Source organism: Lentilitoribacter sp. EG35, assembly GCF_040784015.1.
Classification (GTDB): domain Bacteria; phylum Pseudomonadota; class Alphaproteobacteria; order Rhizobiales; family Rhizobiaceae; genus Lentilitoribacter.
Map to the genome: position 1 here is coordinate 53,400 of NZ_JBFNGQ010000006.1, position 24,235 is coordinate 77,634.

The window sequence follows — 24,235 nt, forward strand, 5'->3', positions numbered from 1 at the left end:
TTACAAGATGCACGAAGCCCAACGAAATACACTATTGCAACTCTTTAAAGAGGCTGTCGCAGCGGTTAAAGGTGATGCGAGCGTGAATGCATGGCTAACGGCCAACAAGCTTCACCAGCCGACACACATTCTCGCTGTCGGGAAAGCTGCCTCCGCAATGTTTGAGGGACTGCCAAGTGAATGGCGTAAATCCGTGCCAACATATCTCGTTACCAAAACCGGTCATATCGGGCGCGCAATATATAATGGCAATGTAACAGCACTTGAAACAAGTCACCCCCTGCCCGATAAAACCTCATTGGACGCAGGTAAAGGCGCGTTAGATTTCATCACAAGTTGTGGCGCAGATAGCCGCCTGCTTATGCTCGTTTCGGGAGGCGCTTCCTCACTTGTCGAGCACCTGAAAACCGGGTTTCGATATGAAGATTTGGAAGCCCTGACAAGTGCTGCGCTGACCGAAGGTTTGGACATTGAAGAAATCAACAAACGTCGAAAATCCATTTCCGCTATCAAAGGTGGTGGATTACTGGCGTCTTATAGAGGCGTAGAAGTCAATGTTCTCGCCATATCAGATGTGGCTGGCGACAGTATAGGGATCATCGGTTCAGGAGTTGGCTCACGTCCCGATGACGCACGCTTTACGTATAGTTGCGACATTGTTGCTTCAAATGCGGTTGCACGAAACGCAATTGAGCAAAATGCCAAATTGAACGGGCGTACCGTTATTTCTAACGAAGAAAATATGTATGCGAACGTACCCGAAATCGCAGCTCAGATTGCAAATGAAATCATAAATGGGAAACCCGGATTATACGTCTACGGTGGTGAACCAACTATAATTCTCCCCCAAAACCCCGGTCGAGGTGGCCGCAACCAAGCGCTCGCGTTGGAGATTGCGCGGCACATAAGCAAGCGGGATGACATTGTTGGTTTAGTTGCCGGCACCGATGGAACAGATGGCCCTACCGATGCCGCTGGCGCTTTTTTGGACGGAGAAACTTACTTAAAATTACCTGGCGCAGAAGGAGCACAAGAACGCGCTGATTCAGGCTCCTACCTTGCACAAGCAGGCGATTTGATCATTACAGGTCCGACAGGAACGAATGTGATGGACCTGGCAATTTTCCTAAAGCACACATAACGATTTAATCGAGATCCTAAATTACTCATTTTAAATTGCGTTCATCCTAAACAGATTTGTCGAAACAATGGCAGGGGCAGAAGGGTTCGAACCCTCGACCTACGGTTTTGGAGACCGAATATCTACATTTTATGCTATTGTTTTCAAACAATAAATCATACGGTTATCATATTTTGGGTAACTTTATGGGTAAATATAAAGTGCTATATTTAGGGCATATTTCATAAATTTATTCAAAACTTTCCTCCCATTAGTCAAATACTTCTACTTCGCGCTAGATCAAATTACTTTCTGCATCCACTCCAAAAGCAGATACCAAAATCAATATTGCAAACTTCAAAGTTTGGCCCAGTGCGGACGTTGATTAATACATACAACATAGCAACGGTGGAATGTAACTTATAAACTTGTAATTCATTGGGACTTTGAATGTTTTACTCATCTAGTCTAAGATAGGATGTTTAACACCTTGCAAAATGCAGCACAAAAAGCTTCGGGAAATTGCTTGCTCACACGGCTGCCGTTTTTAAAACTCCACACGACCCGTTAAGGTCAATGTGGAGGTCTCTGACTTCATTTAAAATCCAAACGGGTTATTTGACTACGTCAATTTTGCTGCGATTTAGGGATATTGCAATTGCTGCTATGAGCAGTAAACCAAGCGCAACTTGGCTCCATGATGGTGGTACGCCTGCAATGGTTAAACCGTTGCGGACAATCGTGAGGGTTAATGCACCAATGATGGTTTTGACCACGCTGCCATAGCCACCAGTAAGCGGTGTTCCCCCAAGGGCCACGGCTGCAATGGCATCAAGCTCCATCATCATTCCTGCCTGTGGTGTGGCAGCGCCTGCTCGTGCAAGGTTGACGCAAGCAGCTAGTCCAACCATCAAACCCGCTGCCGCAAAGACCTTTATTTTGAACGTCGTTACGTTGATACCCACAAGACGCAAAACCTTCTCATTGCCACCTACAGCCCGCAATTGTTGACCAAACACTGTCTTCTCGTAAAACGCCCACATAAAAAGCGCGACAATGGCTGCGAGAATAAAGATAGCTGGGAACTTACCCATCGAAAGCAGCCAGGGCGCTGTAACGGACGATATATTGCCCCCAGAGGCGCCACTGTCTGTTGTGATGTAAATTGCCGTACCATCAGAGCTTATAATCACGAGTGCACGAACAATGATCAGCATAGCCAAGGTGGTGACAAACGAAGGGATTTTTAACAATGAAATGATCAATCCATTTGTCATGCCAACGAAGCCACCAGCGAGAATGCCGAGAACCAAGCCAACATCGCCAAACCACACCATGCCCAAGGCACCAAGGAAAGCCGAGAATGCTAAACTTGACCCAATCGAGATATCGATTGAACCTGTTGTAACAATCATCAATTGCGCAAAGGCTAAAAGCATAAGCACAGGGGTCTGTTGCGCAATGAAAACCCAGTTGCGAGTAGACATAAAACGGTCGCCTGAAATAGCCCAAAACAATAGAATAACTGCAATAATTGCGATAAACGGCACATAATCACGCAGCTTTTCTAAGATTACGTCTGCCATAAATGGTTTGGAAGTCACTATATTTGTCATGGATTTTTTCCCTATTCGCCTAGTGTGATGGCTTTGACAAGCCGATCAGAAGTAATTTCGTCACGTTTGAATTCGCGAGATGTTACACCGTGATGCGTGACGACAATGCGATCAGCTAGGCGTCGGACCTGATCTAGATTATGGCTAATGAGAATGAACGAGGTTCCATGTTGGTCACGAACATCTTCGACCAGGCGTTCCACCTCAGCCGTTTCGTTCGGACCGAGTGCGGCAGTTGGTTCATCCAGAATAACAATTTCGCTACCCCATGCAATTGCTCGACCGATTGCGATGCTTTGCTGCTGTCCGCCAGACATGGATGAAATTGGCTGAGACAAATCTTGCACGGTGGTCACATTGAGTTGTTTCAGCACCTCACGTGTTTTTTCGCGCATTTTCTTTTCATCAACAAATACCCCCCATTTTTGGGGAATCCGGCCAAGGAAGAGATTATAAGGAGCGGTCATATTGGGAACAAGCGCTAGATCTTGATAAACGACTTCAATCCCGCAAGTTTGCATATGCGCAACACTGTGTTCCCCCCGTGCCACTTCAACTCCTTTGATGCAAATTCGTCCTGAATCTGGCACATGTGCGCCGGAAACGATTTTAGCCAGCGTTGATTTTCCGGCTCCGTTTCCGCCCACAATCGCGACAACTTCACCTCGTTTTAGGTCAAACGAACCATCACGCATGGCATGCACGCCACCGAAGGATTTTTTCACATTCTCAACAGTCAAAACAGTTGGTGGTGAATTTTCTTCCATCATTTTATTCCTCCCAATTGGCATGTTCAGATGGTTTTATGTTTTAGGGGTTCTCGACGGGAACCCAGATATATTTGTGAAAATACCTCCAAAAATGCCCCTTTTAGCACAGTATCTTCCGCAGAATTACTCAGTTCAATTTTTATCGAACTGTACACGCTTGGGAGAATTGCTTTTTCAACCCACTCTTTGATCGTGTTCAAAAAGGGTTCTCCAAACTCGGCGTATTCATCGCCAATGACGATCAGATCAGGATTGGAAAAATTGATGCAATTTGAAATACCTTGCGCCAGATAACGGGCGACCTTACTCACTTCTTCAGTGACTAATTTATCGCCAGCAGCGTAGGCATCGACGACTTGTGCAAAAGTAGCTTCGCCTGTTAGGCTTGTATCGTTCGATTTAGCAGCGCGCTCACGAATGGCTCGCATCAATACAATGCGAGAGGCATAAAGCTCCAAGCACCCTGTATTTCCACATTTGCATTGATGACCATCGAAATTAATTGACATATGCCCCAATTCACCAGCTATTCCGAGTGCACCACGATAAACCTCGCCGCCTACGATTAGAGCGGAGCCGATACCTTGTCCTGCGGACACATAAAGCAGCACGCGAGCATCAGTTTTGTGTGCAACGTTTCGCCATTCAGTGAGCCCGGCGGCCTTGGCATCATGGGTTGAAAAAATCGGTATATCGGGGTTACGTGATCGTAACTCAGCAATAAACTCAAAACCCTGCCATTCAGGACTTTCCGTAATTAGAATGACACGTTCATCGCGTTCTAGAAATGGTCCCGGAACGGCAATCCCAATGCCGTCAACGTGGCCCAAATCGGCGATACGTTGATCAATCGCTACTGCAATATCGGTAAATGTCTGAGCCGCGGATTGTCCACGTTGAATGGTATATTCCATGGGTTCAATAGATTCACCACGAAGATTGAATACAGCAATTGAAAAACTGCGTCGCTGCAGTCTGAGACAAAGAATATGTCGACCTTTCGTTGTAAAGTCGAGATTGATTGACCGTCTACCGCGATCGCTTTTAACCAGACCTACTTCTTCAACAATACCGCCCTTTAGCAACGATCCTATAGCACGCGTGATCGTTGCCTGATCTAAACCACTGGCAACGCTGATGTCCTTGCGCGAACAAGTTCCAAGATCATGAAGTGCTTTTAATATAACTTGCCGATTGTGACCTTGCACGCCTTCGATGGACAATCCCTTTTGTGTTGCCTTCATACCCGATCACTCCCCATCTGCTGATTTCCCCCATATAGTGGGATATTTTTGCAAACTGCAATGAATTGTTGGCTGAAATTAGACATTTGGTTCAAGCCGATAAATAATGTCAACGTCTTGTCGTTGATCCCGGATTTCTTGGGTGTTTGGCATGTCAACTTGTTCAATTTTTTCTAAAGCTATTTGCTCGGAACGACCGCTTTGTTTGTGACGACCCAAAAGTCGTTGACGCAAGATAGTATCAGGCGCGTCTACAAAAATTCTCAAATTAAAGGTTTTCGCAGCAGAGAGCCATGGTTCATCTGGAACAAGGACATAATTTCCCTCGATAACAAATATTTTCTCATTTCCTAAAATTCGAGTTCCTTCGGGAATGGGATTGTGCCTCTGGCGAGAATAGAGCGGCCACCAGAAGGGTACTCGAGCTGTTAGACACTCAACCGCTTTGGCAAAGGCAACTCCGTCAAATGTATCAATACGTCCCTTTGCCTTTCGTAAACCTTGCTGATCAAGCTGTTTGTTTGTTAAATGAAAGCCGTCCATTGGACAAAAACAAGATTCCATTCCTGCATCGTTTAAATCAGCAACAAGCCTTGCTGCTAAAGTTGATTTTCCAGAAGCTGGTGGGCCTGAGATAGCGATAAGGAATGGCGTTTCACTGCTGGTTACTTCTGCTGTTATTATTTCGATGAGTTCCTTATAGTTGGGTATCGTTTTATGCATCCATCCAGCTCCGGGTGCCTGAGCTTTCGCAGGATTTGGCGGCAATTTGATTTGCTGCATTTAGTGCCTCAACAAAATTTCCGGTCTCACAAAACGTATAACAAAACGCCCCGTGAAAGATATCACCCGCGCCCATTGTGTCGATTGTAGACACTGATACTGAGGGGATCTCACCGTTATTCTCGCCATCGCGCCAGAGCACGCCGTTTGTCCCACGGGTTATGGCCCAGCGCGTGAGCCCCAAATCTGTACACATATCAGAAAATGCCTGCGAACCATCTTGGCAAAATACTTCAGATACAATCGGAATATCGGCAAGACGAAGGAAATCAGGCGAGCAATCCTTCCAGCTACCACCATCTAATATAACTGGTCCAGCAAAGGCTTTGATATCATCATAATACTTTTCAACAAAAGGACGTTCATATTGGTCCAGCTGAATTAGATCGAAGTTATGAGTAAACAAATCAGCACAGTCGTTGAATAGACTGCATTCGTTGCCAGAGCCATTTACAATCATTCTGGTTCCGAGACTACGTGTTGAGACGACAGACGAAAAAGGGATTTGGTAATTGGGATCATTACAAATGTCGCGAGTTTGAATTCGACGTGTTTCTAGATCGGCTTTCACAAAATCGCGCATGATGCTGGGTGCACCCAAAGATGACGCCAGCGTGGCAGTCCCGCCTAGGTGTGCAAAGACGACAGCGGCATTTAGTGCGGATCCACCTGACATCAAATCATTCGACAATGCCTTGATTTTTTCGTCCGGACCGGGGAAATCTTCGACCAGCGACACCACGTCTAATACGGAACGGCCTATGAAAAGTGCACGGCTCATGTCTTAGTGATACGCGGGTCAAGCGCACCCTCCGAATAACGTTGTGCCATTTGAGCCAAAGTAATAGGTTTAATTTTGCTACCATGCCCAGCTGTTCCAAAGCGTTCAAACCGATCACGAACAAGAGTTTCTAGCTCATCCATCGCTGAGAGTATGAAAGCACGAGGGTCAAATACGTCCGGGTTCTCTTGCGCAAAGCGACGCATTGCGCCTGACATAGCCATTCGACAATCAGTGTCGATGTTTACTTTTCGCACACCGTGGCGAATACCACGTTCGATTTCTTCAATGGGAACACCCCAAGTTTGTGGCATTTCTCCGCCATGTGTATTGATCATGTCCTGCAAGTACTGCGGCACGGAACTTGATCCGTGCATAACCAGATGAGTTTCTGGAAGGCGTTTATGGATTGCCTCAATCTGATCCATGGATAGAATGTCACCATCCGGCGCACGTGTAAACTTGTAAGCGCCATGCGATGTGCCACAGGCAATCGCTAATGCGTCAACCTTTGTTGCGGCAACAAAATCGGCAGCCTGATCAGGATCGGTCAAAAGCTGATCGCGATCCATCTTACCTTCGGCACCGGACCCGTCTTCCACACCAGCTTCCCCTGTTTCCAGAGAGCCCAGCACGCCAAGTTCTCCCTCAATCGATGCGCCAATCCAATGAGCAACCTGCGCCACACGTCCAGTGATATCCAAATTATGCTCGTAATCAGCGGGTGTCTTGCCGTCACCCATCAACGAGCCATCCATCATGGCTGAAGTAAAGCCTGCGCCAATGGCACTCACGCAGGCCTGTTCATTGTGACCATGATCCTGATGCAAGCAAATCGGATTATCAGGATACATATCAGCTAACGCCTGCACGATAGCGACGATCATACGGTCGCCTGCATAAACGTTGCGCACGTTCAGACTTGCTTGCAGGATCACAGGCGCATCACAGGCGCGGGCAGCGTTCATAATCGCCAACCCTTGCTCCATATTAGATATATTGAAGGCAGGAACGCCGTAGCCGTGTTCGGCGGCATGGTCAAGCAATTGTCTAAGTGTTATCAATGGCATGTGTCTGCTTTCACTTTCTAAATTTCAAGTCATGGAATGTTGCGGAGCCTTCCTGCACAAAAATGCCCCACGCATCGGTATTCGAGATGTCATAGACCCGAAACGAAGCTACCACCTGTCCGGCTACATAACATTCAATAGCCGAACCGTTGCGTAAGATTTGTACCCGATAACGTCCATCTTCCGGGGTGAAGGCGAGCGGGCGTTCGACCAATGGACTATCTATTTCCTGACTGACTTCAATGCCATGTCTTTCGTTTAGAACCAGACTGTCCCAAAGAGGGTCCATTGCCGCAGGCCAACGATCGAACACTACACGCTGTTTCATAGGTTCAATGGCAAGACTATACCCACTATCAAGGTGATCACCACCACGCGGTTCAAGCAAAATGCCAACAGATTCGGTGTTTTTAGTTGGTTCAATTATGACATCCAGAAGTACATCATCACGGTCAGGACCATCAAGGAACGCGTAAGCATAGGTGCCAATAGCATTGCAGCTTAGATTTTGCCCTTCTTGCCATTCACCCAATTTCGGGCGAAGCGAATGCTCTATTGGCGTATTATAACTTTCATCCACTTCTTTCGGTAGCTGGCAGATCAGTGTACCGTCAGATAACGCAGTTAATTCACGTGGGCTTCCCAATTCTCCACCCCAAACCCAGCTTCTTTTGGGTCCGTGATGCTTGCGAAATGGAATCCAGGCAAAACTGAAGCGGCGCTCGCCATCACTGGCAGATTTAGCGGCATAAAAACGACGACCATCAAGACTGTCAAGCTTCCGGCTTTCCCATGGGCCTTCCGGTGATTTGGCGACACGGTATACGGTTTGCATTCGTTCGGAATAGCGGCTTTCAACCAGATACCACCAGTCCCCCAATTTGAATATTTCAGGACATTCGGGACAATGGGTTAACATGGAAGACGCCAATGGAGGTCCGACTTCCCAATTTTCCAAATCATTTGAGGTAGCAACCGCCACGCAACCACGGCGGAATTGCGGGCCTTCTTTCAGGCGTGCGGAAATCAACATTTTGAAGCAGCCAGCTTCATCATCCCGGTAGACGAAAGGGTCGCGCCAGTCGACCGTTTCATACCAACGCGGGTCAGGCGAGATCAGGGGATTACCTTGGGATTTATCCCAGGTCTTCATATCGGTCGAAGTTGCCTTACAGATGGTTTGCGGCGAAGCGGACTGGCGATTATAACCGGTGTAAAAGAAGTGAAAAACACCTTCATGTTCAATTACAGAACCAGTCCAAATTCCGTCGCCGTCGCAATCACCATGAGCGCCGGGACCAAATGCATCGGGCATAACCTCCCAAGTGACCAGATCATCAGAACGAAGATAAGCGGTTGAAACGCGAGCGCGTTCCACATACTCCCAAGCGCCAACAGGGGGCTGGGAGAAAAATAGGTGCCATTTTCCATCGTGGTAAAACGGCATTGTATCGCCGGCGGCGGCGCCTCGTTCCGGAGCGTAACCGAATAGTTTCATTGTGAATCTCTCAAAATATGTTGACTTATTTAATGCGCCCGACGCCATCAAGATATCGGGCGCACCAACTTGGGAGCAAAATTTACTTTACGTAGTTTTGCCAGTTTGCTTGCCAGTCATTAATGAAACCGGATAGATCTGCATCTGGGTTGTGCACCTTACTCAGACTACGAATTGTTTCGGGTGACAAAATGCAGCCATTTAGAAGACCATTTGCATAAGTTTCCACATTGGCAGCAGTCACCGGGATAAGACCGACACGCGGCTGAGTGTCTGTAATTGGGTGACCGTGTAGATAGTCATAAAGCTGAATTAGGCCAAAACCACCTACCATCCAGTGTCCGCCAATCGAAAATTCCAGTTCGCCTTCTTTGATAAACTGGGCAACCTGTTCATCGATATCTGTCGTAATAACAGCAATGTCATCACGCCCTGCTTGATCAATGGCAAATTTGCTACCTAAACCTGCAACGGCACCGATAACAATAAAAGCGTCAACCTCACCCGGTGCAAAGCGCGCAATATACTGCTCGGCATATTTCTGGCCATTTTCACGGCTCAGTACATCCCAGGATTCCGCGACAACTTCAACACCCGCAGCGTCAAGCTCTTTTGCAACGCCTTCCCAAATTTCAGTTGCGCTGATATTTCCCTTTTGGGTCCAGATCATTCCGACCTTTTTATAGCCAAGTTCAGCAGTAGCTTTACCCATCGCTTCACCCCATGTGGTATTATTTTGGGTAACCTGAGCGATAAAATCATTGCCTTCATAATCATTGTCATAGTTTGAAACAACAAGTCGTCCGACAGCGACACCCGGGACGTCATTTTCTTCCAAAAGGCGAGCAACTTGAATTCCAGCCGGTGCTGTGAGTGGATTAAAGATCAGGCCGTCTGGTCGACTGGCAATGATCGACTCAGCTTGAGCCACATGCTGCTCTTCTGAATTCTGATCATCAAATTCTTTCAATTCGACACCGAGTGCATCAGCAACGCACCCTTCAAATCGGTGGCGATTAATTACCCACGGATTGGTTTCCGGTTGACCAAGGTCAGCAATTACCAGATTGGTACGCGCTTTGGTTTCGGCTATCGCATTACCTGCAAGCGGCAATACGGATGCTGTAGCAAGTAATGCGGTCAAAAATTTCTTTGTCATCATGATCTCCTCCCAGAGAATTATGCAAATTGAATTATTTCAAAGGTGCCTTAAGGCATTTAAATGCATAATGCAATTAATTGCATGTTGCAATTAAAAAATCAAAATTTCGGATAAAACTCATTTTTTTTGCAAAGGATACTGGAGCTTCCCGGCATCCTTTGGCCAACAAGGTGCTTTCGATATATGGGAAATTTATTCCTTTGAATTGGTGGTCGACGCTGCAACTCCTTGGTACACACTATGCTGATCGCCTGTCGCAGAGGGCACGGAACTTTCTATGGTGACCACACGCCATCACCAAACCCGAAATTTCATCACGCTGGAGGGCACAGTCGTTGTAACTACAGCTGATTGGCAAGCCTATATCCGAAGAATTTTGCAGAGTAGCTTCTGCATTTGATGCTGTGGACGGCTCCTTTCACCGGCATTGGTCCTAAAAATGGATGTGCCATAATTGCGGTGTTTTTTGAGAACCGCTTGAAAGGAGCTATCCATGAAAGAGATTACCACAATTGGCCTGGACATTGCCAAGAATGTATTTCAGGTCCACGCGATTAATGAAGCAGCCGAAGTTATTATTCGTCGCCAGCTACGACGTAAACAAATTCTTTCATTTTTCGGAAGATTACAGCCCTGCCTTATTGGTATGGAAGCATGTGCTACATCACATCATTGGGCACGTGAGCTTGAGAAGCTGGGTCACGAAGTTCGCATGATGCCGCCACGCTACGTAAAACCCTATGTTAAGCGTAACAAAAATGATGCAGCAGATGCTGAAGCCATCTGCGAAGCAGTGACTTGACCGACGATGCGGTTTGTCCCGATTAAAGCACCTGAGCAACAATCTATTTTGATGATACATCGAACTCGGCAAATGTTTGTTCAGCAACGCACAAGCCTGATCAATGCTATCCGGGCTCATTTGGCTGAATACGGAATTGTTGCTGGCATTGGTCGCAATGGTGTTGAAGTATTATTGGAGTTGATTGTTAAGGGCGATGATGATCGCTTGCCGGAAGTCGCACGAGAATGTGTATTAGCATTAGCTGCTCAGCTTGCCTTGGTTCGAAGACAGATCAACGATGCAGATCGTAAAATACTTACTTGCCATCGTAACAGCAAAATGAGTAAACGACTTGAAGGCATTCCGGGCGTTGGCCCAATCATAGCAACAGCTTTAGTCGCGAGTGTTCCTGATCCTCATATCTATAGATCTGGTCGTGATTTAAGTGCATGGATAGGGCTGGTGCCTAAACAAAATTCTACTGGTGGTAAGGAACGGTTGGGATCAATTTCCAAAGCTGGAAACCGATACCTGAGAAAGTTACTTGTCGTAGGAGCATTATCGGTTATCAAGCGAGCTAAGCAGTTAGGCTACACGCGTCATCCGTGGTTGGTGAAGTTGATGGAGCGTAGGTCAACAAAGATTGCTGCAGTCGCATTGGCCAATAAAATTGCAAGAACAGCATGGGCCATGATGGCACATAATCAAGATTACAAAATACCTCAGGTTACTACGACCTGAGAACACAGGTTGGAAAGGCAACGATTGAATAATGCACCCAGCTAATCAGCCCAAAGATCGAGACAACCCATTCGTGCCAGTGAGTCTAACGAACTCGTGCTTTTGACAGGGACTCAATCTGCGGAGAGCATTATGGCCAGCGGACATGTAAAAGCCGCATTAACAGGCCGAACACATGGCAGCTCTGAAAAGCAATGCATTAACAATTAAACCTTGACAACACTGAGCCGTCCACACATGGCACGAGTTGGGCGTTTCTAATTAATCAGATCATTTCCGAACTTAGGTGATAAGCAGCTACCTTAAATATGGACCACTTGGGCAACTTTTGGCCCATAACAGACATCAGCTACAACACGAACCACCTTCTTGAATAGGCGGACAAGGAACATCTGCGTAAGAGCAATAGACGCAGCAATCGCCTTCCTTGGGCTTTAAAAGCGCATTGCAACCCTTGCAATCATAAAACCATTGGCAGGCATCTGTCGGCATTGTTTCGGTTTCGACATGGCCGCATTCTGGACAGGTGATCGTCGATTTAAGTTCTATTTTGTTTTCTTGCGTCGGCATAAAGCAACCCCCGTGAGAATGATAAAAAAGCCCAATGCTGGCAGTAGAAAGATGTCTAGGTAAGATATCACTGCCGATAATCCTATCGCAGTCAAAGCCCAGACTAATAAAGGTGTAAAGCAACATAGTGCGGCGATGATTGTGCCTATGATGCCAGTTGTTAGAAGTTTGTCACTCATCGATTGTCCCTCAAATATTCCCACATTGATCTGGCTATTCCGTCTTCCCAATATGGCGCGGTGAACGCAGCGATAAAGACAAAGGTTACAAACAGTCTGATAAGAAATGCGTTTCTGTTTCCCAGCAAACCACATGGAGAACGCCACAAGCTGATCCATGACCACAGCACAACGAGGCCAACGACTACCAGCAGATAGCTTCGATACTCAACAAATGGACCAAGTATGGATAACCACGAACCACCTAAGCCGATAATCGCTAAACCAAGTGGCAAGATGCAGCATGAAGCAGTCAGAACCGCCAATACAGACGCTCCTGCCAAAACAAGTCCACTCGTTTTTGTGCTGATGTTCTCAGCCTCTAATTGATTTTGCGTTTGTTCCATTTGATCTATATACATCCTGTAGCTACTACAGGAGCAAGCATAAAATGACACATGCCATAGGAACAGCCGCAAAGCTAAGCGGCGTAAACATCGAAACAATTAGATATTACGAGCGTGAGGGTGTTGTTCCAAAAGCAGAACGTACCAGCAATGGCCGCCGAGCATACGATGATGAGGCTATTTCAAGACTACGGTTCGTTAAACGTTGCCGTGAGCTAGGGTTTGCAATTGCAGATATCAGAACTTTATTGAGCTTATCCGATCAAGACGCGGGAACTTGTGGGGAAGTTCGCAAATTAAGCGAGGCCAATCTTGTTTCTGTGTCTTCCAAGATAGATGATTTGAACAGCATGAAATCAGCATTGGAAGAACTGATAACCTCTTGCGAATCTGGTCAAACCGAATGCCCCATGCTGAAAAACCTGTTTGCTGAGTAAGTTCTATAGTTGGTTTCAATGAATCATTTGTCCGGTTGCCATTCCAAGATGGTGAGGTTGGTGATGTGCACCTGTCGCCATCAGTCCGAAGAAGCCCAAGGCTTTGGTCTTCGCAAATGTTTCTTGATCAGGAGTTTCTATCATTAGGCGCGCGCCATTGCTGGTCACTTCACCCACTGCATTCCATTCTTTCATCTTGCTCAGCTCTCTTGCGTGCGCAGGCACCATGTTTTGGGCGGCTCTAAGGATATTGCCATGACCCGTAACAATGAATTCGATGCTATCCTCTGTTTCAATTACTTCCACATTTGCATCAAGAGTCAACGCATTCATATCAACCAAATGTTCCCTAAGGGCCGCAATATTGACCTTTGACCAGTTGGTCTCAGGATTTTCATCTAAGATTGATACAATCTCGGCAATAGCTGCAAATGCGGATTGTCCCGTCTCTGTTGGGAGTGAGGCAGTGTCACTTCCATGGCCTTGGTGCGTATCGCGATTGTTCATTGATGTGGCAAGTGCAAACCCTGAAATTGCACTTACAGTTACCGCTAGAAGTAATAATGATATTGCTTTGGGTGTGAGGCGCATTTGGTTCTCCTTTGAAACAACCCTAAATCAAATCAGCTTGATCAAATATGATTTCAATCATATAATCTGGATATGCTTCCTGACCCATTTTCCCGCTTACCACTATCTGCAACTAAGCACATTGGCTACCAAGCAGATGAATGTATTTTTAGAATGGGAGAAAAAACGGACGCTGTCTTCTTTGTAATAAGGGGCGAAGTTCACTTGCGCAGATACACGCAAAATGGTGACCTAATTACAATTCATAGAGCATTTTCAAATCAATATTTCGCAGAAGCCTCACTGTTTTCGGACAACTATCATTGCGACGCCGTTACAGTTCAGAATGCTGATTTAATACATATAGATCGTTTCAAGGTTTTGGAATTGATAAAGGCGGATTCTGACTTTGCACTGCAAGTCACAAGTTTCCTCGCCAAACAAGTACAAGATTATCGAAGACTGCTGGAGTTGCGATCCATCCGCTCAGCAAAAGATCGAGTATACGCTGGACTTGTGGAAGGTTGGATGAAGGATAGCATTACGTCATTTGCCAGCCAAATTGGACTAACTCACGAAGCGACATACAGAGCTTTGAGCCAATTGGTCAGATCGAAACGAGTTGCGAAACTCGCCCGTGGAAAATATCAAATAGCATTTTGACGTTAGTTAGTTCCTGCAAGGGCTTGACCTTCCAGCTAGTGGAGGGGTTACGATTGGGCCATAGAAATGGGAAACTTGTGCCTATGAGCAGAAAAATGATGATTATAGCAATATGCATTATTGCAATCCTGCTTCTTGCATGGCTTGTCTTTGGAGGACGCATGAATGGCCATATGTGGTCTGGTGATCATATGTCGGGCGGTCCCATGCATCAGAATACGCCCATAGCAACTGGCATTGTTATTCCTAATTTAAGCGCAATTGAACGCAAAGGCGAGCGGCTCTTTAACGAAAATTGTGCGGTATGCCACGGTGAAAACGGCGCGGGAAATGAGGGTGCTGGACCGCCATTGGTTCACAAAATATATGAACCAAATCATCACGCTGATATGGCTTTCCAACTAGCAGCAAAGAATGGCGTTCGTGCCCATCATTGGCCCTTTGGTGATATGCCACCCGTTTCAGATGTCACAGAAAATGATGTAACCGACATAACGGCTTATATTCGGGCGTTACAAAGAGCAAACGGAATTAATTGAGGATCATCATGAAAAACATCATCGCAACATTGATTTTAATGGGCGCATTTATAAACAGTGCTTTCGCACACTCGAAGGTGGATACATTCTCACCTGCTGATGGTGACGTTTTGACGGAAGTACCAGAAGTCATAACAATGAATTTTGCTAAGCCAGCGAGGATCACCAAAGTCAGCGTTTCCCACACCGAAGGCTCAGAAGATCATGATATCAGGTTAGATATTCCAACCAAGGAATTCGTGAAGATAATAGAGTTCTCTCCCAAATTATTTGGTGCTGGAACCTATCAAGTTGAATGGAGAGCATTGGCTGAAGACGGTCATGCGTTAAAAGGCGAGTTTAGTTTCTCAGTGAAGAGCGAATAAACCGAATGCTGGACTGGGATATATGGCTTGTTTTAACAGTCATCGCCAAATTTGTGATCTACCTGACCAGTTTTCTAGCTGTCGGGTCATTGTTATTTTTATGGACGCTTAATCCTGCATCGGACGAGATTAAGCGTCAGTTATTGAAACTTACGGTCTTGGCCGCGTTGTTGTCCGTCATTGCCACCTTTATCCGTATCTCTCTGCAAGCTGGTCAGCTCTATGATGATGGGCTGGTTGGGATGTATGATCTGGAGATGATTGAGCTGGTTGTCGATGGTCCACTTGGTTTGTCATCGCTTATTCGATTTGTTGGCTTAGTGTTACTATTCATCGCAATATTTGCACCAATTACCCAAACGCCCCTGACGATTGTGAGTGGTTTTTCGTTGGCGGTTTCGTTTGCATTCGTTGGCCATGCCACGTCCGATCAGATTATATTAGGCGTGCTGATCACAATTCATTTGCTGGCGGTCAGTTATTGGTTGGGCGGTCTGTACCCACTACATAAGATGGCGAGTTCAAATGGTGATCTAAAGCATGCAGGACAAACCGCCCACAAATTCGGAAAACAGGCGTCGATCATTGTCCCCATTCTTATTGTCGTTGGCGTCGCCTTTGCAGTTCGATTGACGGGAAGCCCGGTAAATTTATTTGGTACTGAATATGGTTTATTACTGCTTCTAAAAATTGTTGTAGTTGCTGGATTGTTACTTCTTGCAGCGATGAACAAGTTAAAACTTGTGCCTAGATTACTTGAAGGCGATGTGTTGGCCGCCCGTCAATTACAAACATCAATCAAAGTTGAGTTTGTTGTGTTCCTAGCGATTTTTGTAATCACTGCAATCCTGACTTCAGCCGTCAATCTTCCCGAACATTAGGGTTTAATATGCTGCGATATTCTAAGTATGCTCCATCCACATTCATTATTATGGCGTCCCTGCTTTCTGTGTTTACTGTTTCAAGTATTGAAGCAAACGAAAGCGCAGGTCAGATATTCAACCCCGACGACAAACAACTCGTGAAAATTGGAAAAGAAATCTACGCTGACAATTGTGCCTCTTGTCATGGTGCTAATTTGGAAGGGCAAACACCAAACTGGCGATCTCCGGGGCCAGACGGAAAATTACCAGCTCCGCCACATGATCAAACGGGCCACACTTGGCATCACACAGATGCGCTTTTGTTTAATCTCACAAAATACGGATTGGCCAAGGCAGCAGGGCTTAAAAACTATGGATCAAACATGCCTATTTACGAAGACATTTTGACCGATGAAGAAATCGTCGCTGTTTTATCATTTATCAAAAGCACGTGGCCAAAAGAAATTATTGAACGTCACGATCAAATGAATGCTGCACAAGCTGGCACTAACTAGAAATTGTCCGCAAATTGGCACGAATTTGAAGTCGAAACCTTCCGATTTAACTTCGGCAGTTAAACGGAAAGCAGACATTTCAACCGCAATTCAATAATTAACATTCAAAGTGAATTACTTTAAATTTAAAACAAACCCAATTGCATATCACTACAATCACTAATCCCATAAACCTCTCTCGCCATTTCAATCGTTTTCTGCGCCGCAAAAACAGGCTTCGATTCATACGGATTAATGATCTCCCAACTGCCCCAAATCTTAAGCCCTGCCCCTTGATGGGTCACAGAAAGACAATCAGGACCACAAGAACCAGCAAAAATGCCCAATGATTGCTTCAAAGCGGCTTCCAGCTCCTCATCTGTCATGCCTGCTTCAAACTGAGCGAAGTAACACCTTTTAAAACCAGATGTCGCCATACGGAAAACTTCCAACTTATCCGCACGGGTAAGCTCACGCGCAACGGTAAACATAACGCTCTCCACCGATTTCAATTTCAGAATAATCCATCGCCAGATCTCGAGCTATTGCGTCAAAATCCAAATAGCATTGAATGCTTTCTGGAATTTCTCCAAAAAGACCTTCATCAACAAATTGCTCCGCGAGGTCGCACATGTTCATATTGGGATAAATATCGACGTCCAAACGGTCCAAATTGTCTTTACCAACCTCAAAGTCATACCCACACTCACCAATGGCACAAATCAGCTTGACCTTATCTTCTTCACGCCATTGCTCGAGAGCATCAATAAAGGCTGCAATACTACCCTGCCCTACGGACAAAACATCAAACAAACGCGCATCAATGCTTTCTCCATCAATAAATTGAATTTCAAATTCCTCGACGGGATCACCAAATTCATTTCTGGCTTTATCGAATTTCTCCCGAAACTCGTCACCATCATCAAAGTAAAAACCATTTGCATGTAAATCGTACGATTGAGCAAAGTAAGTCGTCATATCTCCATCTTTCGTTTTGTTATGGGTTGCGCATATGCAACCTTGCCCTTTGGCGAAAACGGGATTGGGAGGGGACAAACAAAATCGATAAGGTTGGTGCGGGCGCACAAGCGCAGCGCGGAGCCACGGCCTTGTCTATTTTGTTTGTGGGGAGAGTAAGGGCAGCGCCCTCGGCTTCCCCAATACTAATTTTCAGACATTGACTCAATCATGAGGCTATGCTGACTTGTATTTACCGCAATACGCGTATGGGAAGTATCGTGAAAAATAAGGCTATGTGGGCGCTCATAGGATTTATCTCAATTGGTTGGTTAATCGGTGATGACGATAACCAAGCCACCACACCACGTGACTTAACAAAGGTATCAACCAGCCCAACCACCAACATACAAACCCAAAAACCAAAAGCTCAAGACGAAACGAAGGTAGCAAAGCTCCCCGAAACAACAACACCTCAAATCACGACCAACGCCCCAAATATCAAAGAAACGCCCATGTACGTGGATGCCAACCGCCTTAACGTGCGTAACGGCCCTAGTACCAGTAACAAACAGATCTGGACACTCAAACGCGACCAACGCGTCGCAACATATCAAAGAGATGGAGATTGGGTATTCGTGAAGGGACAGCGCTTTGAAGGCTGGGTTCATGGCGGATATCTCACCCCAAATAAGTCTCAACCAAAACCCAAGGTAATAACCAAACCAAAAATCAGCGATAACCAGATCGCAAAACAACTTGTAACCCGCTCTATTGGCCTCTATCGTGGAGCATGTCCATGTCCTTACAATAGAATGCGTAACGGACGCCGATGCGGCGGCAACAGTGCCTATTCCAGACCAGGCGGCGCTTCACCCCTTTGTTATGCAAGCGATATCACACCTGGCATGATTTCTGATTACCGTTCACGGCTTTAGATCACATAACGCTAGCCGTTTTTTGTGCTTTGACGTAGCGCAGCTACTAATTGTTCTAGCTTGAGGCGAGCATGTTTGATTTCGTCCTCTGACATATGTTTTTCTTGTTTAGAAATAGCATGTACCAATAAGACAATATCTCGCCGTAGCGTTACGTCTTTAACATCAACAAATGCACGATTGAGTTCAAGGCCTTGTAGTCGCAACTCATCGTATGTCGTATCACCCGCCTTATCGGTGTTTTGGGAGATTACATCTTTCATAGTAATAGCAATAGGCATTCCTAAAGCAGCAGAAAGCTTCTGAATCTTATCGACACCTAAATCACGTAATCCGTTCTCGAAATCAACAATATGGCCAACTGGCACACCGCAGGTTTTACTCAATTCAACAACATTCACATCGAGTTTCTGGCGTTGCGCTTGGATACGCCGTCTCAATCGGTATTCCTGTGAATTTGACGGATCTGAAGAAGTCAAAGGTTATCTCGCACATAAAAACTATACTAATCTATGCATGGATATTACACGATCAAATATGGGTCGCAATACTTTTAGTTGTAACAATAACTATTATCACGTTATATGTTAAGAAAAGCAAAACCGCCTTATTAAGAAGCGGTTTAAACTTGAATGGTATATTTTATCAAACAACTGATAACTTTGCCTCCTTTGGAGCATCGGCTTCTAACAACGCCATTTCGATTAGATATACTAACATATCTGCCTCTAGTAGACCTGCGGCAAGTAGGGCCTCTCTGAGATTAATCTCTACTTTTTGTTTCAAACTATCTTTATTATGTTCTTTGCTCATGGGGGACCTCCTAAGCTGCATGACTGAAGTAACTTGCGATATTCCGCTCTGGTTTAGATGTGACATATAGAGGCTCTGTGACAGTCAGTTTTTCACGCATTGAACTTAAAACTGTTTGACTTATTTCAAATTGACCACAACAAACAGGACGTTTTCCATATCCATCTGCGCGCCCCAGCTCTGAAAAAGCAGCCCCTGAACGCTGATAGATGCGCTTCATCTGTGGTTCGTAATTGGAAATCATCGTATGAATACCGTGTGCAAGCCCCGTTTCACACATTGCAATTAACATTAATGCAGAAGCACGCCCCGCAACCATATCTGGGTGATCAGCCTTTATACTATCCATATCCATGCACATGCGAGTTGCCTCCCAAATTCCTGGAGCCTCGAAACTAACGACATTTGGAAAGGTTTTTCTAAAAACATCATACAACAAAGTCGGACCTGTTGTTGGCATAAGGCGCACAACAGCATAAAGCTCCATGCACGTATTATCGCACCACATCAGATAAGCTGGTTGATGATTGTCATAGACGTCTTTTTCATATTCTCCAATGACCGGAACATCCCACCCCAACTGATCGGCAAACACACGCTTACGCAGTCTAAACATCTGATCCATGAGTTCTGGGTACTTATGGTATTCGTGAGCTTGTATTGTGATGAACATATCTGCCTCCGGTTTTGTTTGTGAGGTAAACATGACGTCTATTTTGTTTTTTGAATATTCCTACAGATGTACCGACACAACTGTACCCGTACAAATGTACGTGCCTTATTTCGGGTTTATCAATCTCATCTGGATCGCCTTAGCAACAGCCTGTGATAGTGAAGAGCAGTCCAATTTATAACGTGCTGACCTTGAATAAGAACGAATTGTATTCTCAGAAATACCGATAATGACGCCTATATCTTTGTGGTCTTTTCCTAGTGCAGTCCAATGTAGGACTTCTAATTCACGGGGTGCTAGCGCAGGTGTTGGATCACTCTCGCCAAACAATTCAGAGATAGCTTTTTTATGAAGAACATAACCTAGTTCTGACCAGTCTTCACGATATTGCTCGACGATTGAACTCCAGTCTTCTCCATCCTTACCGCCATTAAGAGAAAGAAGGGCACGACGGCTAACTTTATCAATGATTGGTATTGAATATCCATTTGGATCTAAGCCAAAAGTTTGGAAATCAGTAAAAAGACCAATTGCACTTTCGTCAGGTTCTAACTCAGACCAGTCAAAGGGAAGCAAGCGCTTTACGCCCTCTTTAATTACAGGATCTACATTGACGTAACCCTTCATGACATAATGCCCAACCCATTCAGCAGGATATGTTGTTTTAACATAGGGCGCATCTATGTTAACGCTCCCAGCAACAGTTTGCGCAAGATGGTATGAAGCATGTTCAATAGAGTAGTTATCCCGCAGGATATGAACGCCCTCTTGAACACTTTCCGCCGCTTGGATTTTTTCGAACGTTTCAATCCGACGTTGTTCTTGTTCTTCCATAGCTTACCCCTGTCCGCCCAAATATCCTTAGCAAAATTTCTAATAGGCAAGCAACCCTACACGTACATATGTACGTAGTGACAAAATGGTTACCTTAATATAACGCTGGATAAATTACCTATTAGAGGCACAAATGAACGTTTCAGACGCGAGTATCGAGGATATTTTAAGTTCTTTGGAAAGCTATGGTGATCTTGCTGGTTCAGAAGTCCTCACGCGTGCACTCATAGCAGAGCGAAACGGCGAGCGGGATAAAGCACTATTTTGGTTTGATGTGTTCAAAAAACTTGCAAATCAAGAATCACAACTCACTACAATTTAAACGTTTATTTCTCATTTGATTGAGGTAAGATCCATTCATTCACGTGTAAATGTAGGTCACTCCAATGAATAAAAACAAACCAACCAAACAATATATCGCGCAAAAATCAACACAGATAACTGCTTTAGAATTACTTCGGACTGAACTTGAAAATGCTGGCGATGATATGGCTGCTTATTTGTGCGAACAATTGATTAATGAACTTCAAATGCTCATTAATCAAAATCTTAATGATGCTTAAACTTAACTTCGTATGATTTTTCCACTTAAGACCTTCTAACAATCTCAATTGTTACATAACTGTTACATAGAAATTCTTGGACAAATAAATCTTAAGATAAGTCATTGAAATATATGGTACGCCCAGAGGGATTCGAACCCCCGACCGTCTGCTTAGAAGCGACAAAACGGCATACAATATTAATACCATAAAAACCCAATAAATAACTGTTTTATATAGATAAAATGGGGTATTATAAGCTTATGCAAAAGTCGTTTTTAGGCGATTTTTAAGACTAATTTGTTACATGGGTGTTACATGAGGTGCCACGTTTATATCTAACAGACAGCTTTATATTGAATGTAAAATGTCCTTCTAACAAGGACCAAATTCTTTACTGGGATCACCCTAAAACACTTGAGGGTAATATTCGCCATGGCGCACAAGCAGGCTTAGGGCTGCGCGTTACCAGCCAAGGTGCTAAATCTTTCATTCACACCTTTCACTTTAATGGCAAACGAAAACGAACTGTCATTGCCAAAGCAGAGAAAATAGGTATTTCATCTGCTCGACTACTTGTTCAGCAAAGAGATATTCAGATTGAATCTGGCTTAAACCCAGACGCTATTAAAACCAATTATCGTAGAAAACATGCCCTCACCTTTAGAGATATTGTAGACGAGTATTTTGATACGCACATTTGTAAACTTTCTCCAAAATACCAGCAAGAATATGCCCGTTATATTGCACCATGGCACGCTAAGCAAAGAAACACCAAAAACAAACGCGGCAGAAATATGAACTCAAACCTCATCGCTTTTGGCGCAACCCATGCAGATTCCGCTGCAAAAGATATAACACCATCCGATATTGGCGTGTTTATTCATAAAATTAATTCAGACCACATCGCGAATGCTGCCCTTAAACAACTTAAAGCTTTATATAACTGGGCTATACGAATGCAGTTGATTGATATCCGTAATCCTTGCTCACCACATCAAAACCGTAAAATTATTCGCCAACGCAGAGATTATACACCAGAAGATATCGCCACCCTCGCCGCTTATATTTTTAACCCACCGATTGAGGCAAGCAATGCACTCCTTGATGCAACACCAAGAGAACGACAAATAGCAGCCCTTAAACGCGGCGCATTACACCATCAAAACGCGCAGATGGACGAGCTGTGCCATTTTCTAGGCATATTGTTTCTCACAATGGCAAGGCCTAATGAGCTAAAACAAGCTCAATTTGATCATTTCGATCTCAAGCGCCTTATCTGGCATAAACACAACACCAAAGGTATTAAGCTCTCTAAGGCTACCTATGAATACGCCTACCGTTCTGTGCCCATTCACCCAAAAGTCGCTGAACTTGTGAGACAACAAAAACAACGCTGGCCTGAATCCAATCTAGTCTTTCCATCTCACACAGATTTCACCAAACCGCGTGATAACTTTAACAAGGCCCTAAGTCGTTTTAAAAAGCTTGATGGCGTGCCAAACCACTTCCAATTGTACGATGTTAAACGTATAGCGATTTCACTCATGCTCACTGGCCAAGGCATCAACCGTGAAGACGTAAGCCATTACGTGGATCACAAGGGTAACCTTGAAACAACGATGATTTATGATCTCGGATTTGTGGATCCTATGCGACCTGTTGCTGAACGGCTGGGCGAACTTCTTGGTGTTTAATCTTTGACTTTTGCAACAACTTGACCCCTAATATAACCAGAATCGGGAGAAAATCCCACCAATCCAAGAAGGCGCCAATCGGTGCCTTTTTTTTATGAATAATCGGGAGATAAAAATGCAGGGGACAGCAGCACTTGTGGTGACCAAAGAAGAACTAAAGAAGATGTTGGAGGAAGTTGGGCGCATCAGCGCTACACAAATACTAAATTCATTTAAGGCCGAACTCAATACCAATCCAATTGAGAAACAAACCAAACGCCTACAAACCTATATCCAAGATAGAAACAGTATCGAAAACCCAAGAGAGGAATGGGCAAATGGCCGCCATATCCGCCGCCTTAACCCATCGAAAAACGGCAAACCTAAATCCATGTCATGGTTTAAAACATTCAAGGAAGAAAGCACCCTCAATAAATGCTTCAACCGCCCCTCACCTGATCATGGTCGCCTGCAAGAATGGACATTTGAAGACGTTGCTAATGCATGGGATCACTTTCATCGTCAGCGATGCGCGACAAATTAAAAATAAGACAGCAAATGTGTAAGCTGCCTTATAATAAGTGAAACCGTTTGTAAGAAGAAACCGAATACAGTGTAATGAATAGTATTTTTCAAATTTAAAAGGCAGCCAATTGGCTGCCTTTTGTTCGAGCTATTCCACTTTAATCTACTCCGTATAAATAAATAAATTTAGCGGAGTTGTGCTGTTATTTCCTTCATCATGAATAAGAAACCTTTTCCCGTCCATATGAGCACGCAATAACATTCTGTGCATTCTCAGCGCATTGCGGAATACTTCAGAATCTGTATCTGCTCCAGTCAATTCTTTGAGCTCTTCAAAGGCTTGAGCTGAAGATTGGGACAAAGATATAGAAAAACGCTCTTTTGCTTGTTTAGGCTTACTAGTTCTAGTTTTACGCTCTTTAATAGTAGCGATATTGGATGTCATAGTGACACTCCTTTCAAAGGTGATGCGAGTGATGTCTCAATATGCACAATCATTTGGCATACAAATTATATATCATATTATAGTATGTCAACACATAATTTCAAGGTATATAATATTTTTACGTACAGTGTAATATATTGTAATACACATATTGACATTTTAGTCAAATCGATTATATTAGAAGTTGTATTCACAAT

At 44.7% G+C, this 24,235-nt stretch carries 31 protein-coding genes and 1 pseudogene; 13 read left to right on the forward strand and 19 right to left on the reverse strand.

Translation table 11 applies throughout. The annotated features are described in order from the left end of the window. Positions 1 to 7 precede the first annotated feature (7 nt). Positions 8 to 1,141 carry a DUF4147 domain-containing protein gene (locus AB2J24_RS11630; RefSeq protein WP_367385597.1) on the forward strand — a complete coding sequence of 378 codons (1,134 nt, stop codon included), beginning with the start codon at positions 8 to 10 and terminating at the stop codon, positions 1,139 to 1,141. A gap of 593 nt (positions 1,142 to 1,734) precedes the next feature. Here the strand turns inward: AB2J24_RS11630 and AB2J24_RS11635 are convergent. The 8 genes from AB2J24_RS11635 to AB2J24_RS11670 form a co-directional block, all read right to left on the reverse strand. Further along, positions 1,735 to 2,736, reverse strand: coding sequence for an ABC transporter permease (locus AB2J24_RS11635; RefSeq protein WP_197742758.1), 1,002 nt, complete (start codon positions 2,734 to 2,736; stop codon positions 1,735 to 1,737). Positions 2,737 to 2,747: 11 nt separating this feature from the next. After that, entirely contained in the window at positions 2,748 to 3,506 is a 759-nt protein-coding gene (locus tag AB2J24_RS11640) for an ATP-binding cassette domain-containing protein (RefSeq protein ID WP_197742759.1), read from the reverse strand. A gap of 23 nt (positions 3,507 to 3,529) precedes the next feature. After that, complete coding sequence (locus AB2J24_RS11645; RefSeq protein WP_162651116.1) at positions 3,530 to 4,750, reverse strand: ROK family transcriptional regulator; 1,221 nt, start codon at positions 4,748 to 4,750, stop codon at positions 3,530 to 3,532. Between the two features lie 78 nt (positions 4,751 to 4,828). Then, the gene (locus AB2J24_RS11650) at positions 4,829 to 5,473 is read right to left on the reverse strand and encodes an AAA family ATPase (RefSeq protein ID WP_162651117.1); all 645 of its coding nucleotides are present in this window, start codon (positions 5,471 to 5,473) and stop codon (positions 4,829 to 4,831) included. Beyond that, positions 5,466 to 6,314 carry a PfkB family carbohydrate kinase gene (locus tag AB2J24_RS11655; RefSeq protein ID WP_162651118.1) on the reverse strand — a complete coding sequence of 283 codons (849 nt, stop codon included), beginning with the start codon at positions 6,312 to 6,314 and terminating at the stop codon, positions 5,466 to 5,468. The genes AB2J24_RS11650 and AB2J24_RS11655 overlap by 8 nt, the downstream gene beginning before the upstream one ends. Next, positions 6,311 to 7,384, reverse strand: coding sequence for a class II fructose-bisphosphate aldolase (gene fba, locus AB2J24_RS11660; RefSeq protein ID WP_162651119.1), 1,074 nt, complete (start codon positions 7,382 to 7,384; stop codon positions 6,311 to 6,313). The genes AB2J24_RS11655 and fba overlap by 4 nt, the downstream gene beginning before the upstream one ends. A 10-nt stretch (positions 7,385 to 7,394) precedes the next feature. Next, entirely contained in the window at positions 7,395 to 8,882 is a 1,488-nt protein-coding gene (locus AB2J24_RS11665; RefSeq protein WP_162651120.1) for a family 43 glycosylhydrolase, read from the reverse strand. An 82-nt stretch (positions 8,883 to 8,964) separates the two neighbouring features. Next, entirely contained in the window at positions 8,965 to 10,041 is a 1,077-nt protein-coding gene (locus tag AB2J24_RS11670) for a sugar ABC transporter substrate-binding protein (RefSeq protein WP_162653491.1), read from the reverse strand. Positions 10,042 to 10,537: 496 nt separating this feature from the next. Here AB2J24_RS11670 and AB2J24_RS11675 point away from each other — a divergent pair. After that, positions 10,538 to 11,569, forward strand: a pseudogene (locus tag AB2J24_RS11675) (IS110 family transposase). A 345-nt stretch (positions 11,570 to 11,914) separates the two neighbouring features. On the opposite strand, the gene AB2J24_RS11680 reads toward AB2J24_RS11675, so the two are convergent. The 3 genes from AB2J24_RS11680 to AB2J24_RS11690 are packed head-to-tail and all read right to left on the reverse strand — an operon-like array spanning position 11,915 to position 12,704. Beyond that, entirely contained in the window at positions 11,915 to 12,139 is a 225-nt protein-coding gene (locus AB2J24_RS11680; protein WP_162651121.1) for a GDCCVxC domain-containing (seleno)protein, read from the reverse strand. Then, positions 12,115 to 12,318: a mercury resistance system transport protein MerF gene (gene merF, locus AB2J24_RS11685; protein WP_162651122.1), complete on the reverse strand. Its 204-nt coding sequence runs from the start codon at positions 12,316 to 12,318 to the stop codon at positions 12,115 to 12,117. Before merF ends, AB2J24_RS11680 begins: the two co-directional genes overlap by 25 nt. Then, on the reverse strand, positions 12,315 to 12,704 hold the full coding sequence (locus AB2J24_RS11690; RefSeq protein WP_162651123.1) for a hypothetical protein: 390 nt from the start codon (positions 12,702 to 12,704) through the stop codon (positions 12,315 to 12,317). Before AB2J24_RS11690 ends, merF begins: the two co-directional genes overlap by 4 nt. A 44-nt stretch (positions 12,705 to 12,748) precedes the next feature. Here AB2J24_RS11690 and AB2J24_RS11695 point away from each other — a divergent pair, with 44 nt between their 5' ends. After that, positions 12,749 to 13,141, forward strand: coding sequence for a MerR family transcriptional regulator (locus tag AB2J24_RS11695; RefSeq protein WP_162651124.1), 393 nt, complete (start codon positions 12,749 to 12,751; stop codon positions 13,139 to 13,141). Positions 13,142 to 13,156: 15 nt separating this feature from the next. Here the strand turns inward: AB2J24_RS11695 and AB2J24_RS11700 are convergent, their stop codons facing one another. Then, positions 13,157 to 13,732, reverse strand: coding sequence for a hypothetical protein (locus AB2J24_RS11700; RefSeq protein ID WP_162651125.1), 576 nt, complete (start codon positions 13,730 to 13,732; stop codon positions 13,157 to 13,159). Positions 13,733 to 13,804: 72 nt separating this feature from the next. On the opposite strand from AB2J24_RS11700, the gene AB2J24_RS11705 reads away from it, so the two are divergent. The 5 genes from AB2J24_RS11705 to AB2J24_RS11725 all read left to right on the forward strand — a co-directional run bounded on the left by AB2J24_RS11705 (position 13,805) and on the right by AB2J24_RS11725 (position 16,656). Beyond that, the gene (locus tag AB2J24_RS11705) at positions 13,805 to 14,374 is read left to right on the forward strand and encodes a Crp/Fnr family transcriptional regulator (protein ID WP_162651126.1); all 570 of its coding nucleotides are present in this window, start codon (positions 13,805 to 13,807) and stop codon (positions 14,372 to 14,374) included. A gap of 83 nt (positions 14,375 to 14,457) precedes the next feature. After that, a complete protein-coding gene (locus AB2J24_RS11710; RefSeq protein ID WP_162651127.1) occupies positions 14,458 to 14,913 on the forward strand; it encodes a c-type cytochrome in 456 nt (151 codons plus the stop codon). A gap of 8 nt (positions 14,914 to 14,921) precedes the next feature. Beyond that, complete coding sequence (locus AB2J24_RS11715) at positions 14,922 to 15,278, forward strand: copper resistance CopC family protein (protein WP_162651128.1); 357 nt, start codon at positions 14,922 to 14,924, stop codon at positions 15,276 to 15,278. A gap of 5 nt (positions 15,279 to 15,283) precedes the next feature. Beyond that, entirely contained in the window at positions 15,284 to 16,159 is an 876-nt protein-coding gene (locus AB2J24_RS11720; RefSeq protein ID WP_162651129.1) for a copper resistance D family protein, read from the forward strand. An 8-nt stretch (positions 16,160 to 16,167) separates the two neighbouring features. Continuing rightward, positions 16,168 to 16,656: a c-type cytochrome gene (locus tag AB2J24_RS11725; protein ID WP_197742761.1), complete on the forward strand. Its 489-nt coding sequence runs from the start codon at positions 16,168 to 16,170 to the stop codon at positions 16,654 to 16,656. A 125-nt stretch (positions 16,657 to 16,781) separates the two neighbouring features. Here AB2J24_RS11725 and AB2J24_RS11730 read toward each other — a convergent pair whose 3' ends face one another. Then, positions 16,782 to 17,126, reverse strand: coding sequence for a hypothetical protein (locus tag AB2J24_RS11730; protein ID WP_162651130.1), 345 nt, complete (start codon positions 17,124 to 17,126; stop codon positions 16,782 to 16,784). Then, complete coding sequence (locus tag AB2J24_RS11735) at positions 17,107 to 17,613, reverse strand: antirestriction protein ArdA (protein ID WP_162651131.1); 507 nt, start codon at positions 17,611 to 17,613, stop codon at positions 17,107 to 17,109. The genes AB2J24_RS11730 and AB2J24_RS11735 overlap by 20 nt, the downstream gene beginning before the upstream one ends. Positions 17,614 to 17,873: 260 nt before the next feature. Between AB2J24_RS11735 and AB2J24_RS11740 the strand changes: the two genes are divergently transcribed. Then, positions 17,874 to 18,530 (forward strand): SH3 domain-containing protein, encoded by a 657-nt coding sequence (locus tag AB2J24_RS11740; RefSeq protein ID WP_162651132.1) that lies wholly within the window; start codon positions 17,874 to 17,876, stop codon positions 18,528 to 18,530. 11 nt (positions 18,531 to 18,541) lie between these two features. Here AB2J24_RS11740 and AB2J24_RS11745 read toward each other — a convergent pair whose 3' ends face one another. The 4 genes from AB2J24_RS11745 to AB2J24_RS11760 all read right to left on the reverse strand — a co-directional run bounded on the left by AB2J24_RS11745 (position 18,542) and on the right by AB2J24_RS11760 (position 20,850). Beyond that, positions 18,542 to 18,970, reverse strand: a complete 429-nt coding sequence (locus AB2J24_RS11745; RefSeq protein ID WP_162651133.1) for a helix-turn-helix domain-containing protein — start codon at positions 18,968 to 18,970, stop codon at positions 18,542 to 18,544. A gap of 205 nt (positions 18,971 to 19,175) precedes the next feature. After that, entirely contained in the window at positions 19,176 to 19,343 is a 168-nt protein-coding gene (locus tag AB2J24_RS11750; RefSeq protein WP_162651134.1) for a hypothetical protein, read from the reverse strand. Positions 19,344 to 19,353: 10 nt separating this feature from the next. Further along, positions 19,354 to 20,016, reverse strand: coding sequence for an acyl-homoserine-lactone synthase (locus tag AB2J24_RS11755; RefSeq protein ID WP_162651135.1), 663 nt, complete (start codon positions 20,014 to 20,016; stop codon positions 19,354 to 19,356). Positions 20,017 to 20,121: 105 nt separating this feature from the next. Then, on the reverse strand, positions 20,122 to 20,850 hold the full coding sequence (locus tag AB2J24_RS11760) for a helix-turn-helix transcriptional regulator (protein WP_162651136.1): 729 nt from the start codon (positions 20,848 to 20,850) through the stop codon (positions 20,122 to 20,124). A 133-nt stretch (positions 20,851 to 20,983) separates the two neighbouring features. Between AB2J24_RS11760 and AB2J24_RS11765 the strand changes: the two genes are divergently transcribed. The 4 genes from AB2J24_RS11765 (at position 20,984) to AB2J24_RS11780 (ending at position 23,612) form a co-directional block, all read left to right on the forward strand. Continuing rightward, positions 20,984 to 21,172, forward strand: a complete 189-nt coding sequence (locus tag AB2J24_RS11765; RefSeq protein ID WP_162651137.1) for a hypothetical protein — start codon at positions 20,984 to 20,986, stop codon at positions 21,170 to 21,172. 64 nt (positions 21,173 to 21,236) lie between these two features. Next, entirely contained in the window at positions 21,237 to 21,413 is a 177-nt protein-coding gene (locus AB2J24_RS11770) for a hypothetical protein (protein WP_162651138.1), read from the forward strand. Between the two features lie 302 nt (positions 21,414 to 21,715). Further along, positions 21,716 to 23,089, forward strand: coding sequence for a tyrosine-type recombinase/integrase (locus AB2J24_RS11775; RefSeq protein ID WP_244627802.1), 1,374 nt, complete (start codon positions 21,716 to 21,718; stop codon positions 23,087 to 23,089). Between the two features lie 115 nt (positions 23,090 to 23,204). Further along, on the forward strand, positions 23,205 to 23,612 hold the full coding sequence (locus AB2J24_RS11780; protein WP_162651139.1) for a hypothetical protein: 408 nt from the start codon (positions 23,205 to 23,207) through the stop codon (positions 23,610 to 23,612). A gap of 144 nt (positions 23,613 to 23,756) precedes the next feature. Here the strand turns inward: AB2J24_RS11780 and AB2J24_RS11785 are convergent, their stop codons facing one another. Continuing rightward, a complete protein-coding gene (locus AB2J24_RS11785) occupies positions 23,757 to 24,038 on the reverse strand; it encodes a ribbon-helix-helix protein, CopG family (protein WP_162651140.1) in 282 nt (93 codons plus the stop codon). Positions 24,039 to 24,235: the final 197 nt, after the last annotated feature.